This window comes from uncultured Serinicoccus sp. (assembly GCF_947500995.1).
In the GTDB taxonomy this organism is placed as follows: Bacteria; Actinomycetota; Actinomycetes; order Actinomycetales; family Dermatophilaceae; genus Ornithinicoccus.
Window position 1 is genome coordinate 57,393 of the sequence record NZ_CANMUA010000003.1, and the last position, 12,430, is coordinate 69,822.

The 12,430-nt window shown below is 69.1% G+C and carries 15 protein-coding genes and 1 other annotated feature; of the genes, 7 read left to right on the forward strand and 8 right to left on the reverse strand.

The window, feature by feature from the left end; translation table 11 throughout:
- The first annotated feature begins 105 nt into the window (after nucleotides 1-105).
- A complete protein-coding gene (idi, locus tag Q0967_RS05455) occupies nucleotides 106-1,755 on the forward strand; it encodes an isopentenyl-diphosphate Delta-isomerase (RefSeq protein WP_298751827.1) in 1,650 nt (549 codons plus the stop codon).
- The gene (gene crtI, locus Q0967_RS05460) at nucleotides 1,752-3,245 is read left to right on the forward strand and encodes a phytoene desaturase family protein (protein WP_298751825.1); all 1,494 of its coding nucleotides are present in this window, start codon (nucleotides 1,752-1,754) and stop codon (nucleotides 3,243-3,245) included. The genes idi and crtI overlap by 4 nt, the downstream gene beginning before the upstream one ends.
- Before the next feature lie 136 nt (nucleotides 3,246-3,381).
- Here the strand turns inward: crtI and Q0967_RS05465 are convergent, their stop codons facing one another.
- Nucleotides 3,382-3,777, reverse strand: a complete 396-nt coding sequence (locus tag Q0967_RS05465) for a GNAT family N-acetyltransferase (RefSeq protein WP_298751822.1) — start codon at nucleotides 3,775-3,777, stop codon at nucleotides 3,382-3,384.
- Nucleotides 3,778-4,017: 240 nt separating this feature from the next.
- On the opposite strand from Q0967_RS05465, the gene Q0967_RS05470 reads away from it, so the two are divergent.
- Nucleotides 4,018-4,236: a CopG family ribbon-helix-helix protein gene (locus Q0967_RS05470; RefSeq protein ID WP_298751819.1), complete on the forward strand. Its 219-nt coding sequence runs from the start codon at nucleotides 4,018-4,020 to the stop codon at nucleotides 4,234-4,236.
- Nucleotides 4,223-4,570 carry a type II toxin-antitoxin system PemK/MazF family toxin gene (locus tag Q0967_RS05475; RefSeq protein ID WP_298751817.1) on the forward strand — a complete coding sequence of 116 codons (348 nt, stop codon included), beginning with the start codon at nucleotides 4,223-4,225 and terminating at the stop codon, nucleotides 4,568-4,570. Before Q0967_RS05470 ends, Q0967_RS05475 begins: the two co-directional genes overlap by 14 nt.
- A gap of 19 nt (nucleotides 4,571-4,589) precedes the next feature.
- Here Q0967_RS05475 and Q0967_RS05480 read toward each other — a convergent pair whose 3' ends face one another.
- The 4 genes from Q0967_RS05480 to Q0967_RS05495 all read right to left on the reverse strand — a co-directional run bounded on the left by Q0967_RS05480 (nucleotide 4,590) and on the right by Q0967_RS05495 (nucleotide 6,777).
- Nucleotides 4,590-4,769 carry a hypothetical protein gene (locus Q0967_RS05480; RefSeq protein WP_298751815.1) on the reverse strand — a complete coding sequence of 60 codons (180 nt, stop codon included), beginning with the start codon at nucleotides 4,767-4,769 and terminating at the stop codon, nucleotides 4,590-4,592.
- Between the two features lie 495 nt (nucleotides 4,770-5,264).
- Entirely contained in the window at nucleotides 5,265-5,915 is a 651-nt protein-coding gene (locus Q0967_RS05485; RefSeq protein ID WP_298751813.1) for a hypothetical protein, read from the reverse strand.
- Nucleotides 5,916-6,289: 374 nt separating this feature from the next.
- Nucleotides 6,290-6,532, reverse strand: coding sequence for a toxin (locus Q0967_RS05490; RefSeq protein WP_298751811.1), 243 nt, complete (start codon nucleotides 6,530-6,532; stop codon nucleotides 6,290-6,292).
- The gene (locus Q0967_RS05495; RefSeq protein WP_298751809.1) at nucleotides 6,529-6,777 is read right to left on the reverse strand and encodes a ribbon-helix-helix protein, CopG family; all 249 of its coding nucleotides are present in this window, start codon (nucleotides 6,775-6,777) and stop codon (nucleotides 6,529-6,531) included. Before Q0967_RS05495 ends, Q0967_RS05490 begins: the two co-directional genes overlap by 4 nt.
- A 149-nt stretch (nucleotides 6,778-6,926) precedes the next feature.
- On the opposite strand from Q0967_RS05495, the gene Q0967_RS05500 reads away from it, so the two are divergent.
- The gene (locus Q0967_RS05500) at nucleotides 6,927-7,439 is read left to right on the forward strand and encodes a hypothetical protein (protein WP_298751807.1); all 513 of its coding nucleotides are present in this window, start codon (nucleotides 6,927-6,929) and stop codon (nucleotides 7,437-7,439) included.
- 33 nt (nucleotides 7,440-7,472) lie between these two features.
- On the opposite strand, the gene Q0967_RS05505 is transcribed toward Q0967_RS05500, so the two are convergent.
- Nucleotides 7,473-8,762: a tyrosine-type recombinase/integrase gene (locus Q0967_RS05505; RefSeq protein WP_298751805.1), complete on the reverse strand. Its 1,290-nt coding sequence runs from the start codon at nucleotides 8,760-8,762 to the stop codon at nucleotides 7,473-7,475.
- Nucleotides 8,759-9,892 (reverse strand): tyrosine-type recombinase/integrase, encoded by a 1,134-nt coding sequence (locus tag Q0967_RS05510; RefSeq protein ID WP_299449481.1) that lies wholly within the window; start codon nucleotides 9,890-9,892, stop codon nucleotides 8,759-8,761. Before Q0967_RS05510 ends, Q0967_RS05505 begins: the two co-directional genes overlap by 4 nt.
- 108 nt (nucleotides 9,893-10,000) lie before the next feature.
- On the opposite strand from Q0967_RS05510, the gene Q0967_RS05515 reads away from it, so the two are divergent.
- Both Q0967_RS05515 and Q0967_RS05520 read left to right on the forward strand, forming a co-directional pair.
- Nucleotides 10,001-11,298 (forward strand): IS3 family transposase gene (locus Q0967_RS05515; protein WP_299449525.1). Its coding sequence is split into 2 segments (ribosomal slippage): nucleotides 10,001-10,295 and nucleotides 10,295-11,298, totalling 1,299 coding nucleotides; the frame shifts between segments, so codons are not numbered across the junction.
- Nucleotides 10,279-10,428: a sequence feature (AL1L pseudoknot), on the forward strand. It overlaps the preceding gene by 150 nt.
- Nucleotides 11,299-11,574: 276 nt before the next feature.
- Entirely contained in the window at nucleotides 11,575-12,225 is a 651-nt protein-coding gene (locus Q0967_RS05520; protein WP_298748764.1) for a hypothetical protein, read from the forward strand.
- On the opposite strand, the gene Q0967_RS05525 is transcribed toward Q0967_RS05520, so the two are convergent.
- On the reverse strand, nucleotides 12,222-12,416 hold the full coding sequence (locus Q0967_RS05525; RefSeq protein ID WP_299449484.1) for a hypothetical protein: 195 nt from the start codon (nucleotides 12,414-12,416) through the stop codon (nucleotides 12,222-12,224). The genes Q0967_RS05520 and Q0967_RS05525 overlap by 4 nt on opposite strands.
- Nucleotides 12,417-12,430 lie beyond the last annotated feature (14 nt).

Here is a 12,430-nt window from a genome sequence, read left to right on the forward strand (position 1 = left end):
CCCGGGCGCGGCGCACGTAGACTTGGTGGGACCTTCCTGGGCCGATCCTGGCGCCGGAGATGTCACCCTGCAGGAGGGCTCTTGCCCCAGAACGGACGAGGTCAGGTGCAGCAGAAGCCCGACGACGAGGTGGTGCTCCTGGACGAGCAGGCCCGGCCCGTGGGCACAGCGCAGCGCCTGACCGTGCACGACGAGAACACCCCGCTGCACCTGGCGTTCTCCCTCTACCTCTTCGACGGGCAGGGCCAGGTCCTCCTGACCCGGCGGGCGCTGACCAAGAAGACGTGGCCGGGCGTGTGGACCAACGCGTGCTGCGGCCACCCCCGCCCCGGCGAGGACGACGTCGACGCGGTCCGGCGCCGGCTCGGCGAGGAGCTGGGCGTCACCGTGGAGCACCTCTCCGTCGCGCTCCCCGAGTTCCGCTACCGCGCGGTCGACGCGAGCGGCATCGTCGAGCACGAGATCTGCCCGGTGTTCGTCGGGACCGTCGCGGGTGAGCTCGACCCCGCCGCGGAGGAGGTCGCCGAACACCGCTGGGTGGACTGGGACGACCTCGTCGCCACGGCGCGTGCGACTCCGTCGCTCATCAGCCCGTGGGCGGCCGAGCAGATCCTGCTGCTGGACGCCGAGCGGAGCCGGCTCCCCCTCGCGGGGGCCGCGGCGGGCGAGGACCTCGCCGAGGCGGAGGTCGAGGACACCCTGGCCCGGGTCGGCGAGCTCATCGACCGCGAGTGCGCCTGGACCGAGCAGATGTGGTCGGGATTGTCCGCGGCCGGCCCGGTCGACCTGCTCTCCCCGGACCCGGGCGACCTGCCGACCTGGTTGCGCGACGTGGTGCGGGCCGGTGGCAAGCGCCTGCGTCCGCGGATGTGCCACTGGGGCTTCGTCGCGGCCGGTGGCCGTGCCGACACCCCCGCCCACGAGCACGTCGTCCGGGTGGGGGCGGCGCTGGAGATGCTCCATGCCTTCGCGCTCATCCACGACGACGTCATGGACGAGTCGCCGCTGCGCCGCGGCGCGCCCGCGGCCCACGTGGTGGCGGCCGACCGGCACCGCCGAGGGGGCGGGCACGGCGACGGGGCCCGGTTCGGCGACAACCTCGCGATCCTGCTCGGCGACCTGGCCCACTCGGTGGCCGACCGTCTGGTGGTGCCGCTGCCGGCCCTGCTGCGCGACTGCTGGTACGAGCTGAACCTCGAGCTCATCGCCGGGCAGCGGGCCGACCTCACCGGCGCCGCCGCCGGGCGTCGGGACGCGGCCCATGCCCACGAAGTCGCGGCGCTGAAGTCGGGTGCCTACACCATCGAGCGACCCCTCCAGCTGGGGGCGATGGCCGCGGCGGCCGACCCCGCGCAGCAGGAGATCCTCAGCTCCTACGGCTGGCACCTCGGCCGGGCCTTCGCCTGGCGGGACGACGTGCTCGGCGTGTGGGGCGACGACGCCGTGACCGGCAAGCCCTGCGACGACGACCTGCGTGAGGGCAAGGCCACCATGATCTGGGTGCTGGGAGCGCAGCGGCTCACCGGGGCCGCGGCGGAGACGATGACCCGGATCACCACGCCGCAGTCGCGGCCCGACGACGTGCGCGTGCTCCGGCAGGCGCTGGAGGAGGCAGGAGTGCGCGAGGAGATGGAGCGGAGGATCAGCGAGGAGGTCGAGGCGGCCAAGGCCGTCCTGGACACCGACCGGCTCAGCGAGGTCGGCCTGGCCGGGCTGCGCCACGAGGCCACCTCGATCGCCTGGAGGGACGCATGAGCCACGTCGTCGTCGTCGGGGCGGGGCTGAGCGGGCTCGCCGCCGCCTGCCACCTGGTCGGGGACGGCCACCGGGTGACCGTGGTCGAGCGGGAGGACGTGCCCGGCGGGCGCGCCGGCCGCCTCACCCGCGACGGCTTCACCTTCGACACCGGGCCGACGGTGCTCACCATGCCCGACCTCATCGACCGGCCGCTGCGGGCGGCGGGCTCCAGCCTCGCCGAGCGGCTGGACCTGAAGCTGCTCGACCCGGCATACCGCGGGTTCTTCGCCGACGGCAGCACCCTGGAGGTGCGGCACGGGCACGAGGCGATGCGCGCCGAGATCCACCGCGAGTGCGGCAGCCTCGACGCCGCCGCCTTCGACGAGTTCGTCATCTGGCTGCGCCGGCTCTACCTCGCCGAGATGGGCTCGTTCATCGACCGCAACTTCGACCGGCCCACCGACCTGCTCGCCAACCCCCGGGCCGCCGCGCAGCTGCTGGCCATGGGCGGGTTCGGTCGGCTGGGCCCGATGATCCGGCGCCGATTCCGTGACGAGCGGCTGCACCGGCTCTTCTCCTTCCAGGCGATGTATGCCGGGCTGGCCCCGGACGAGGCGCTGTCCATCTACGCGGTCATCACCTACATGGACTCCATCGAGGGGGTCTACTTCCCCAAGGGCGGTATGCGTGCCGTCCCCGAGGCGCTCGCGGGCGCGGCCGCCGACGCCGGCGCCGAGTTCCGCTACGGGACGTCGGTGACCGAGCTCGTCCGGGACTTCTCGGGCCGGGTGCGGGGCGTGGCCACCGACGACGGCGAGCGGATCGCGGCCGACGCGGTGGTGTGCACCGTCGACCTGCCGACGGCATACCGGTGGTGGTTGCCGGACGTGCGCCCCCCGCGCGCGGTGAGCGGGCTGCTGGGCGGCAACTACTCACCCTCCTGCGTGGTCTGGCACGTCGGCGTCCGCGGGGTGGCGGACGGGAAGGCGCACCACAACATCCACTTCGGCCACCAGTGGTCCGAGGCGTTCGACGACCTGCTCAAGCGCGGGACCCTGATGAGCGACCCGTCGCGGCTCGTGACCATGCACTCCCTCGACGACGAGGAGGCGGCGCCGGAGGGTCACAGCACCCTCTACGTCCTGGAGCCGGTGCCCCACCTCGAGGTCGGCAGCATCGACTGGGAGGCGCAGTCGACCCGCGACATGATGCGCGAGCGCCTGCTCGGCTTCCTGCAGGAGAGCGGCTATCCGACCGACGTCGTCACCGAGGAGCTCGTCACCCCGGCCGACTGGCACGACCAGGGGATGGCGGCCGGCACCCCCTTCGCGCTGGCGCACACCTTCCCGCAGACGGGGCCGTTCCGCCCCAACAACATCGACCGTCGGGTGCCGGGGCTGGTCTTCGCCGGTTCCGGGACGGTGCCCGGCGTCGGGGTCCCGATGGTGCTGCCCTCTGGGCGGCTGGCGGCCCAGCGGGTGGGCCAGATGCTCGGCCGCCCCGCCTGATCGCGCGGACAGCGGCGGCATACGGGCAGGTTGCGGAGGCGTCCTACGTCACCGTCGCGGGTGGGCTGACCTGGCTCGAGCGTCCTGTAGGGCCGCCTGAGCGGTCGGTCGGCTCCGGGCTGGCTAGGCGTGGGCGTCAGAGGGGCTTGACCATGAAGAGGCAAGGATTCGCTTGACCCCACAGGTTCGTCTCCTCAAGCGGGAGGAACCCGGCCCGCTCGTAGAAGTGACGGGTGCGCGCGTAACCGGGGTCCGGGTGTGAGCCGCCCAAGGTCTTCACCTCGAGCAACTGAACGCCTCGCTCGCGCGCGTCGTGCTCGATGGCCCGAACCATGGCGGTTCCGACTCCATGACCGTGATGGTCGCGGTCGACGACCATGAGGTGAAGCTCAGCTACGTGTGGGAAGTGTCGATCGACCAGGGTGAGACCGATGACGGTCCCGCCGTTATCGCGGACCGTCCACGTCTCCTTCGTACACGCAGCCTCGATGTAGTCGACGTTCGCCTCCGGAAGGCCGAACCACTCAGGCACGCTCGCCAGCAGTCGCCTCGCTGCATCCGGCACCTGAGAGTCCGGTCGACACATCCATGTCATGGGGTGGAGCCTGCCAGAACGCATCTGCGACTACACGCGACTAACCGCTCGCGCAGGAGTGTTCCTCGGGACACCTCATGCCAGTTTGAAACGACCCGACCCGCGGCATGTCCTGATGCTGCTACTGAGGTAGCAATCATCGTCTTACCCGGGTAGTATCGATGTATGAAGGTGAGCGTGAGTCTGAGCGAGGAAGACCTCGCGGCCCTCGACCGATACGTCGAAGAAGCTGGCCTCGAGTCGAGGTCCGCTGCCGTCCAGCAGGCCATCCGCCGCCTACAAGACCCGCAGCTGGAGGCGGCCTATGCCGCCGCCTGGGAGGAGTGGGCCGTCGCGGGGGACGAGGACGCCTGGGCATCAGCGTCCTCGGACGGGCTAACCGATGCTGCGCGGTGAGATCCTTCTCGTCGATCTGGATCCAGTTCGCGGGAGCGAGGCCAACAAGCGGCGTCCCGCGGTGCTTGTCAGCAATGACCGGGCGAACACCATGGCTCAACGACTCGGTCGTGGAGTCGTCACCGTCCTGCCCGTGACCAGCAACGTGGAGCGGGTCTTCCCCTTCCAGGTGTTGCTGCCAGCTGACGAGACAGGACTGCGGGTGGACTCCAAGGCCCAGGCGGAGCAGGTGCGCTCGGTCGCAGTCGAAAGGGTCGGGCTTGCAGTAGGCCGGGTGCCGCCCCGCCTCATGGCTGCGGTCGACGAAGCGTTGCGCATCCATCTCCAACTATGACCGCCCGAGGCGCGGCATGTCAGTGCGTCTGCTGGCTGTTCCCTTCAGCAGTCCCTTTAGCCCCTAACTGCTGCCTGGACATCAGCCCTGCCACGGAGCCCACAAGAAGCGCGCAGCCAAGGATGAGAAGGGCCGAATGGCCGTCCAGCAAGTAGGCGACAACGCTCACCACCGTCGCCATGACCATGGCGACGATCATCACCGTGCTCGCACGCAAGCGCATCTACCTCCCCGTCGTGGAGATGAACCTATCGTCTGAAAACCCGATGGTGGGTGCTCCAGGACACCCGGGTACAGCTCTACAGGATGGTCGAGTCGTCGCGTGACGCCTCCATCCTGATGGGGTTGCAGGGAGGCTGGCGCGCCTCAGCTCGAGGGCTCTTCCAGGGTGTGCCCTTCTTGCTTGGTGCGACGCGACTTTCGCTCACGCCCGTAGACAAAGATCATCGTGCCGCCTTGAACGAGCAAGCAGGCTGCCACCAACCACACCCGCCAGTCGGCATCACCCCTAGCCATCCGGGGCCACTGGAGGGAACTGGCGAACATGAGGAAGATCGCAAGAATGAGCCCGAACGTCCCGACCAATGGACGCCTCGAGTCCTTCGTCGCGGGTGTGCGGTCCGGTGCCACGAGGGTGAGGCTACCAACGCCATGGGCTTCCGCGGCCGTGAAATCGGTGCCCGCCCCTGCTGGCTCATTCGCTGATCGGGCGGGCCGAATAGTCGTGGATGAAGTAGCAGGTCGCCGAGTCAGACTGGGCCAGGTCCCTCCCGAGAGAGACGTACCGTGGGGTGCCCTCGGCATCGAGGGCGACGCGCCGGGCGACCCCGCCGCGGTTGACCTCCTCCACGATGTCTCCCAACGTCATCGCCGAGTCCACAACCAGCTCGCTCATCGTGCTCTCGCCGAACCCGTCCCCGAGCGGCTCGATGCCGGTGACCTCGCCACCGGAGACGTCAACCTCGAAGGTGCCCAGGAACGCCCGTTCCCCGCACATGCTCGTCACCTGGAAGGTGTAGGTGTCGGGGGCCGCCCAGTCGATGCGCCCGGCCCGTTCTGGGCTCGGCAGGTGCCACCGGGCAGGCCCGGGCGTGCAGGCGGCGGTCCCAGCGGCCTCGGCGCCGTCCAGGCAGGCAGCATCGACCAAGTCCCGACCCAGGGCGTCCGGCCCGAGCCGCACCTCGAGAGGGACCGTGTCGTTCCCGAGGCAGTTGGCGGCGCCGGACCGGGCCTCCACCGGGGTGCTGATGACGACTCTGTCGGGCTCTACCTCGATCACGGGGTCGAGGACGGGGCCGGTGACACCGCCGGCACACCCCAACCGGGTGACCAAGAGACTGACCACGGCGCCATCCTCTGTCGCTTCTGGTGCGCTGCCGATCTGCCACGTCGCCGTGTCGCCCTGACGAGCGTCGCCCTCCCCTGCTCCGGGGGCGGTGGCCGAGCCGGTTGCGCAGCCCGACAAGCTCAGCGACAGGACTGCGAGCACGACACCCCACAGGGAGCGCCGCACCCGATCACCCCGTCCAGCAACCCCGCCATGGTCCATGGCCACCTCCAGTCGTCGATGCACTTCGGACTCCCACCTCCCGGACGGGGTTCCCACACACGATCAAAGACCTACCACCTGGGAAGATGCCGCCCCGAAACGCCACCCGCACACAGGCCCCCGCTTCACACGCGCCACCACGGGTAACCAGCGGCAGAGTCGTACGCTTGTCAGGGCAGAAGGTCCCAGAACTGACGGCGGGCCGGCATTGCGTGAATCACCATCTCCTCGCCACTGGGGAAGACCAGCACGACCGTCTCCAGCAACCTCGCTTGAGTGTCAAAGCCCAGCCGCAGCTCGCGGTGGGGCCAGTCATCCTCCTCCAGTGGCTCGACCCACAACGACAGGTCCGCAGCCTGAACCGCATCCTTGGGAAGGACTCCATGCTTGAGAGCGCTGCGGTGGACCTTCACGCGGCGTAGCCGGCCAGCGCCCGTCGGATGGCCTCGGAGCGAGACAGGTGCTCCCGGGCGGCATACGCGTCGAGCGCTGCGATCTCCTCGGCCGTGAGCCGCACGGCGATCACCTGGGTTGGTTCGGCCCCGCGCCCGGGACGACCCCGTCCGCGGCGCTTCAGCGCCTCGACGTCATAGCCAGCCTCGGCCTCGTCAGCCCACTTCTGGATCTGCTCGTCCGTTACCTGAGTTTCACGTGCCATGGCCAAATCGTATAACGAAAACCTGACGACAGGGAGAGGCTTGCAGTCACGACATGCTCCTGGCGGCAATCCGGTCGTTGCCATGCCGGCTTGGCAGCGGCGTCATCCTTCGAGACGTCTGAGGTGTTGAGCCAGCGAGGATGGTGCCCATGACACACGTCGCAGAGCTCGGGGGTCAGACCGTGCGCGTTGGCGGACAGCCGCGGCGCGTCCTCCTACAACGCCTTCGAGAGTGTGGCGTGCGGCTCAACGCCCACGCCGAGACACTGCTTGAGAACCCAGTGTTCGATGATCCACAGAGTGAGGATCTGCGGTTCGTCGAGCGGACCGTGCAGCAACTTGGATTGCCGGCCGGCGGTACCCAGTCGCAGGTCTTCGAGGCGGCACGGAAGCACGGCTTTCAGCTCTGCCCGGTCATCAGCGGCCCGTTCCTGCGGTTGGCTACCATGCATCAGGTAAACGCACCCGATTCGGTCTTGTCTGGGGGTCGAGCACCGACCGGGGCCATCCACGTCGCCGCGAAACCGCTCAGTGAGGACGAGCTGTACCCAAAGGGCTTCTATCTGCGCGTCGTCGACCACGTGGTCTGGCTGAGGGGGTACCGGTGTGACGACACCTACGAGTGGGACGCGCAGCAGCGGCTGGCCCTCGTCGAACCCTAGGAACGACCTGCGGCATTATGTAGGTATCGGGTGTCAAGAGGCGGCGTCGTTGTCGAGGCTGCTGAGGAGTTGGTCGTAGATCGCGGTGCGCCGGGTCTGGCCCTTGGCGGTGGCGTCGTCGCGTTGGGCGAGCAGGGTGGGGCGGAACTCGATGGTGGTCTGGAAGAAGGTGCAGGACTCGCAGATTGTCTCGTAGACGCAGTCCATGGCTTGGGGTCTGGTGCAGTAGCCGTTGCCAAGCATGCGGGCGTGCTCGCGGCGCAGTCTGGCCATGTTCGGGCCGAGGTCGTCAGCGGGCAGCTGGGCGGGGTGGGCGTAGAGCGCGTCGACCTTGGCGGCGACGGTGAAGTACTCCTCGGCGACGGTGCGGTTGGCGATCTTGGCGTAGACCAGGGTCATGTCCATCGACTTGTGGCCCAGCATCGCGGCGATCGCTTCGAGGGACATGCCGCGGTTGATCGCTTGGGTGGCCAGGGTGTGACGCAGTGGGTGGATGTGGCCCAGGCCGGCGGCGGCGCCGGCTTTGTTGATGAACCGGGTGACGGTGTGCCGGTCCAGGGGTTTGCCGTTCTCCCGAGGCAGCAACAGCCGGTGTCCCTCGGGCACGTGCGTGGCCCGGTAGGCGGCGACGAGCTCAACCAGCCGGGGGTGCAGGGGTAGGTAGCGGTCCTCGTGCAGCTTGCCGACCGGTACGTGCAACCAGTGGGTCTGGCCGATGAGGACGACGGCGTCAGCGGCCAGGGCGGTGTACTCCCCGACGCGTAGCCCGGTGCGCAGGAGGAACTCCACGGTGAGCGCGACGAGCAGACGCCGGTCGGCCTGGGCCGCGACCAGCAGACGTGAGGCGGCCTGGTCGTCCAGGGCCTTGGGCAACGGGTGGCGCTGTTTGGGCACGTCGCCGGGGAACATCGGTACCCGGGGCGGGGCGTCGTCCCAGCCCCATTCATCGATCCGCAGGAAGAACATGCGCAGGGTGCCGAGCCGGTGCGCCAGGGTGGCGGCGTTGGCGCGGGGCGCGCCTGCGCGTCCAGGTCGGGCTGCCAGCCAGGGCTTGTACCCCTCGATGTGGACCCGGCCGACCTCACGGATCCTGGTGACCTCACGGTGGTGGGTCAGCAGGTAGGTCGCGAAGACACGCAGGCACTGGTCGGCGTTGTTCACGCTGCCCGGACGCAGCACGACGGCGACCTGGCCCAGGTAGGCCCGCATGGTGGCGGCCACGAACGGCAGGTCGGCGTCCACCTGCTCCCAGGTGGCCACCGGTGCCCCGCCACCGCGTCCGGGCTGCTGCGGGCAGAACCGTCCCGGAAGGCCGGTGCTCACCGCAGCCTCCTGAAGCCGGCGACCGGCACCCGGTCCAGCGGGTCCGGATCCGGCGGGTGCGGTGATGCGGCGGTGGGCCCGGCGTAGACCTGGGCATCGATCACCTCGGCCGCCCGCCGGTACTGCGAGGCCAGCCAGTCATCAGCCAGGTGCAGGTAGATCCTGGTCGACTCGATCGAGGCGTGCCCGGCCTGGGCCTGCACGGCTTCCAGGGCCATCCCCGCCTCCCGCAGCCGCGTCAGACAGGTGTGCCGCAGCTCGTGGCAGGACCCGTGCTGTAACCCGGCTCGTTCCCGAGCCGAGGCGAGCACCTGTTCCAGGCCCTTGGCCGACAACGGGCGACCCCGGTGAGGCCGCTTCAGGACCAGGAACAGCGCGTCGGAGGCGGTGTCGGCAGGCCGTTCGATGTCCAGATAGGCGCCCACGTGCTCGAAGAACCGTGGTGAGACCGGGACCAGGCGTTGGTGGCCGCCCTTGCCGTCAGCGACGAACAGCTGCCGGTCCCCGGCACGCACGTCGACCAGGCGTAACCCGAGGACCTCGCACCGTCGCAACCCACCGAGCAGCATCGCAGCGACCATGGCCCGGTCCCGGTGGGTGCGCAGCGCGCCGGTCAGGGCATCGACCTGGCCGGGGGACAAGATCCGAGGCAGCGTCCGGGCAGAACGCAGCAGCGGCACGCCCTGGGACGGGCGCGCCTTCTCCCGACGGGTCGGCAGCCCACGCGGTACCGGGTTGGTGTCCACGTCGCCGCGCACCCTCAGGAACGCGTACAGCCCGTTGATCGTCGACAGACGGCGCCGGATCGTGCGCACCGAGACACCCGAGCCCTCAGCCACCCCGACCACCGGACCCGGCAGCGGGTCCGGTAGCCTCGCCAACCCCGCCCGTTGCGCGCTGATGAAACCGAGCACGTCGACCGCGCGCACCTCATCGACCGGCTTGCCCACCACCGTGAAAAAGACCTTCAGATCGAACCACGTCGCCAGCACCGTGTTCGGACGCGCCCTGGCCGCGACGAACTCCAGATAGGCATCCAGGCGCGGGTCACCCAAAGACCCCCGCCCCGGGTGGACAGGCCGGACCACGCACGGCAGCACATCACTCATCGCAAGCTCCTCCTCGAGCATCGGCAACGAGCCCAACACTGCCGCGCCCACACCCGAAGAGATCACCTACATATTGAATCGCCCCGGGTCTGATGGAGGCTCTCATTCCTGGGAAGGATGATGAACACCATGCCAGCACCGAGGAAGTACAGCGTTGAGTTGCAGCAGCGGGCGACGAGGATGGCGATAGAGGCCCGGAAGGACCCTGAGAGTGCCCGAGGAGCGATCAAACGGATCGCCGATCAACTGGGGGTGCACCCCGAGGCGTTGCGTAACTGGGTCCGGCAGGCCGAGATCGACGGCGGTGTCCGGGCCGGCACCACCACCGATGACGCGCAGCGGCTGGTCGCGCTCGAGCGTGAGGTGCGCGAGCTGCGCCGGGCGAACGAGATCCTGAAGACGTCCGCGGCTTTTTTCGCGGCCGCGGAGCTCGACCGCAAGATCAGGTAGAAGTGCCCACCGCGGTGCTGGTCGACTACATCGACCAGCACCGCGACAGGTTCGGGGTCGAGCCGATCTGCACCGTGCTGAAGGACGCCGGCATGCAGATCGCCCCGAGCACCTACTACGCCGCCAAGACCCGACCTGCCTCGGCGCGCAGCATCCGGGACGCCGAGCTGGCCGAGGACATCCGGACCGCCCACAAGGCCAACCTCGGTGTCTACGGCGCCCGCAAGATCCACGCCGAACTCAATCGCGAGGGCGTCCAGGTCGCCCGCTGCACCGTGGAGCGGCTGATGAAGACCGAGGGGCTGCGGGGAATCCCGCGGGAGAAGACCCGAAAGACCACGATCGGTGACGGAGCTGAGACCGAGCGACCTGAGGATCTGGTAGCTCGAAAGTTCGTCGCCACCGCGCCGAACCAGCTGTGGGTGGCCGATCTGACCTACGTGCGCACTCATGCCGGATGGACCTACGTCGCGTTCGTGCTGGACGTCTTCAGCCGGATGATCGTGGGCTGGCAGGTCTCGACCAGCCTGCGCACCGACCTGGCGTTGGACGCCCTCGACATGGGGCTGTGGGCGCGTCAGCGCGCTGGTCAGGACGTCACTGGCCTGGTCCATCACAGCGACCGCGGCGTGCAATATCGAGCGATTCGCTACACCGAGCGCCTCGCCGAGGCTGAGGCCGTCGCCTCGGTCGGGTCCAAGGGCGACTCGTATGACAACGCGATGGCCGAAGCGCTCAACTCGCTGTTCAAGGCCGAATGCATCCGCAACCCCGTCATGCGACCCAAAGGCGGCTGGAAGTCGGTCGTCGATGTCGAGGTCGCGGTCGCCGAGTACGTCGACTGGTACAACCAGGGACGGCTTCACGGCGAGATCGGACTCGTCCCACCCGCCGAGTTCGAGACCACCCACTGGGCAACGCTGCACAGCGAGCACTACCGTAAGAACCCGGTCCTCACCGAGGCCGGATCCAACTAACCGAGCCTCCACGAAACCCGGGGCGATTCATATCAAGCATGACAGCGATGTACCGACCCTCGGCGCTGGCTGATGACTCGCATATCCCTGATGAGGACGCGCTGGTCGGCAGATCCCGTCTGTCACGCCCTCCGCGCCTGGGGCGTAGCCCGCCAATCGGGTCATGGTGCGCCACTTCTGCCGGCTGAGTGCCTCATCGCCCTGGCGCGGTGAGAAGAGGTTTCGAGCGAGGCCGCGGAGATCGTCGCCGGTGTGCCCGGTCCTAGGGTGGGCAGCATGGGCGAATCTGGCGGCAAGGACCCGATCGACGACTTCCCTGCGGTGGCGGACCACTTCGATGTCGTGCAGTGGCTGCGGCCTAAGGGCGGTCCCCGGTCGGTGGTCGAGCAGTACCACGCCCTGCGCGGCATCCCCCTGCAGCCCGTCGAGACGGGCCGACGGCTGGGCGAGTTCCTCCTGACGGAGGAGGACCCTGAGGTCGTGGCGTTCGGTCACGACGAGCACACCTTCTACATGGCCAGCACCAGCATCCTGAGCCTGGACCCGCAGATCGAGCCCTGGCGCACCCTGGACGTCACCGCGGGCGAGATGCGCCACGTCGCCCGTAACACCAGGGTCGGGTGGGAGGAGTTCGACTGGTGGGTCCGTGGCGTCCTCAAGCGCCGGCTGAGCTACGGGCTGGACGAGTCCGACACCGGCATCCAGGTGGGTGAGCCGCCCGAGTTCGAGGCACCGTTCTGGACCTGGGTCGCCAACGCCGAACCCATCCCTGACGAGGACGGCACGTTGCCCGACCGGGACGGCCTGTGGGTCGAGGTCTCCGACGTGCTCATGGCCATGGTCATCACCTCGCTGCTGAACCTGGACCCGCATGACATGAGCACGTGGGACTGGAAGGTCGACACCTATCGGGTGCCTCCGCTCTAGGGCTGGCGAGCCCAGGTCCGCGCGTCCGCGGTCCTCGGAGAGATCGGCGGAGCGGTCTGACGCTGCTCCACCTCGAGGAGGTGCACGAGCATGCCGCCGACGAGCAGCACGATGGCCATCCAGGCGGGGAAGGTGATCGTGAAGTGCCCCCAGGAGTTCTCAGGTGTGGGCCACACCCCAGCCGCGCCCATCCATGCCATGAGGA

Coding starts and splice junctions, on each gene's coding strand:
- Q0967_RS05480 (WP_298751815.1), bottom strand. CDS start 4,769: ATGATCGTCGCCATGGTCATGGCGACGGTGGTGAGCGTTGTCGCCTAC.
- crtI (WP_298751825.1), top strand. CDS start 1,752: ATGAGCCACGTCGTCGTCGTCGGGGCGGGGCTGAGCGGGCTCGCCGCC.
- Q0967_RS05510 (WP_299449481.1), bottom strand. CDS start 9,892: ATGCTCGAGGAGGAGCTTGCGATGAGTGATGTGCTGCCGTGCGTGGTC.
- Q0967_RS05525 (WP_299449484.1), bottom strand. CDS start 12,416: ATGGGCGCGGCTGGGGTGTGGCCCACACCTGAGAACTCCTGGGGGCAC.
- Q0967_RS05475 (WP_298751817.1), top strand. CDS start 4,223: ATGCTGCGCGGTGAGATCCTTCTCGTCGATCTGGATCCAGTTCGCGGG.
- Q0967_RS05520 (WP_298748764.1), top strand. CDS start 11,575: ATGGGCGAATCTGGCGGCAAGGACCCGATCGACGACTTCCCTGCGGTG.
- Q0967_RS05500 (WP_298751807.1), top strand. CDS start 6,927: ATGACACACGTCGCAGAGCTCGGGGGTCAGACCGTGCGCGTTGGCGGA.
- Q0967_RS05495 (WP_298751809.1), bottom strand. CDS start 6,777: ATGGCACGTGAAACTCAGGTAACGGACGAGCAGATCCAGAAGTGGGCT.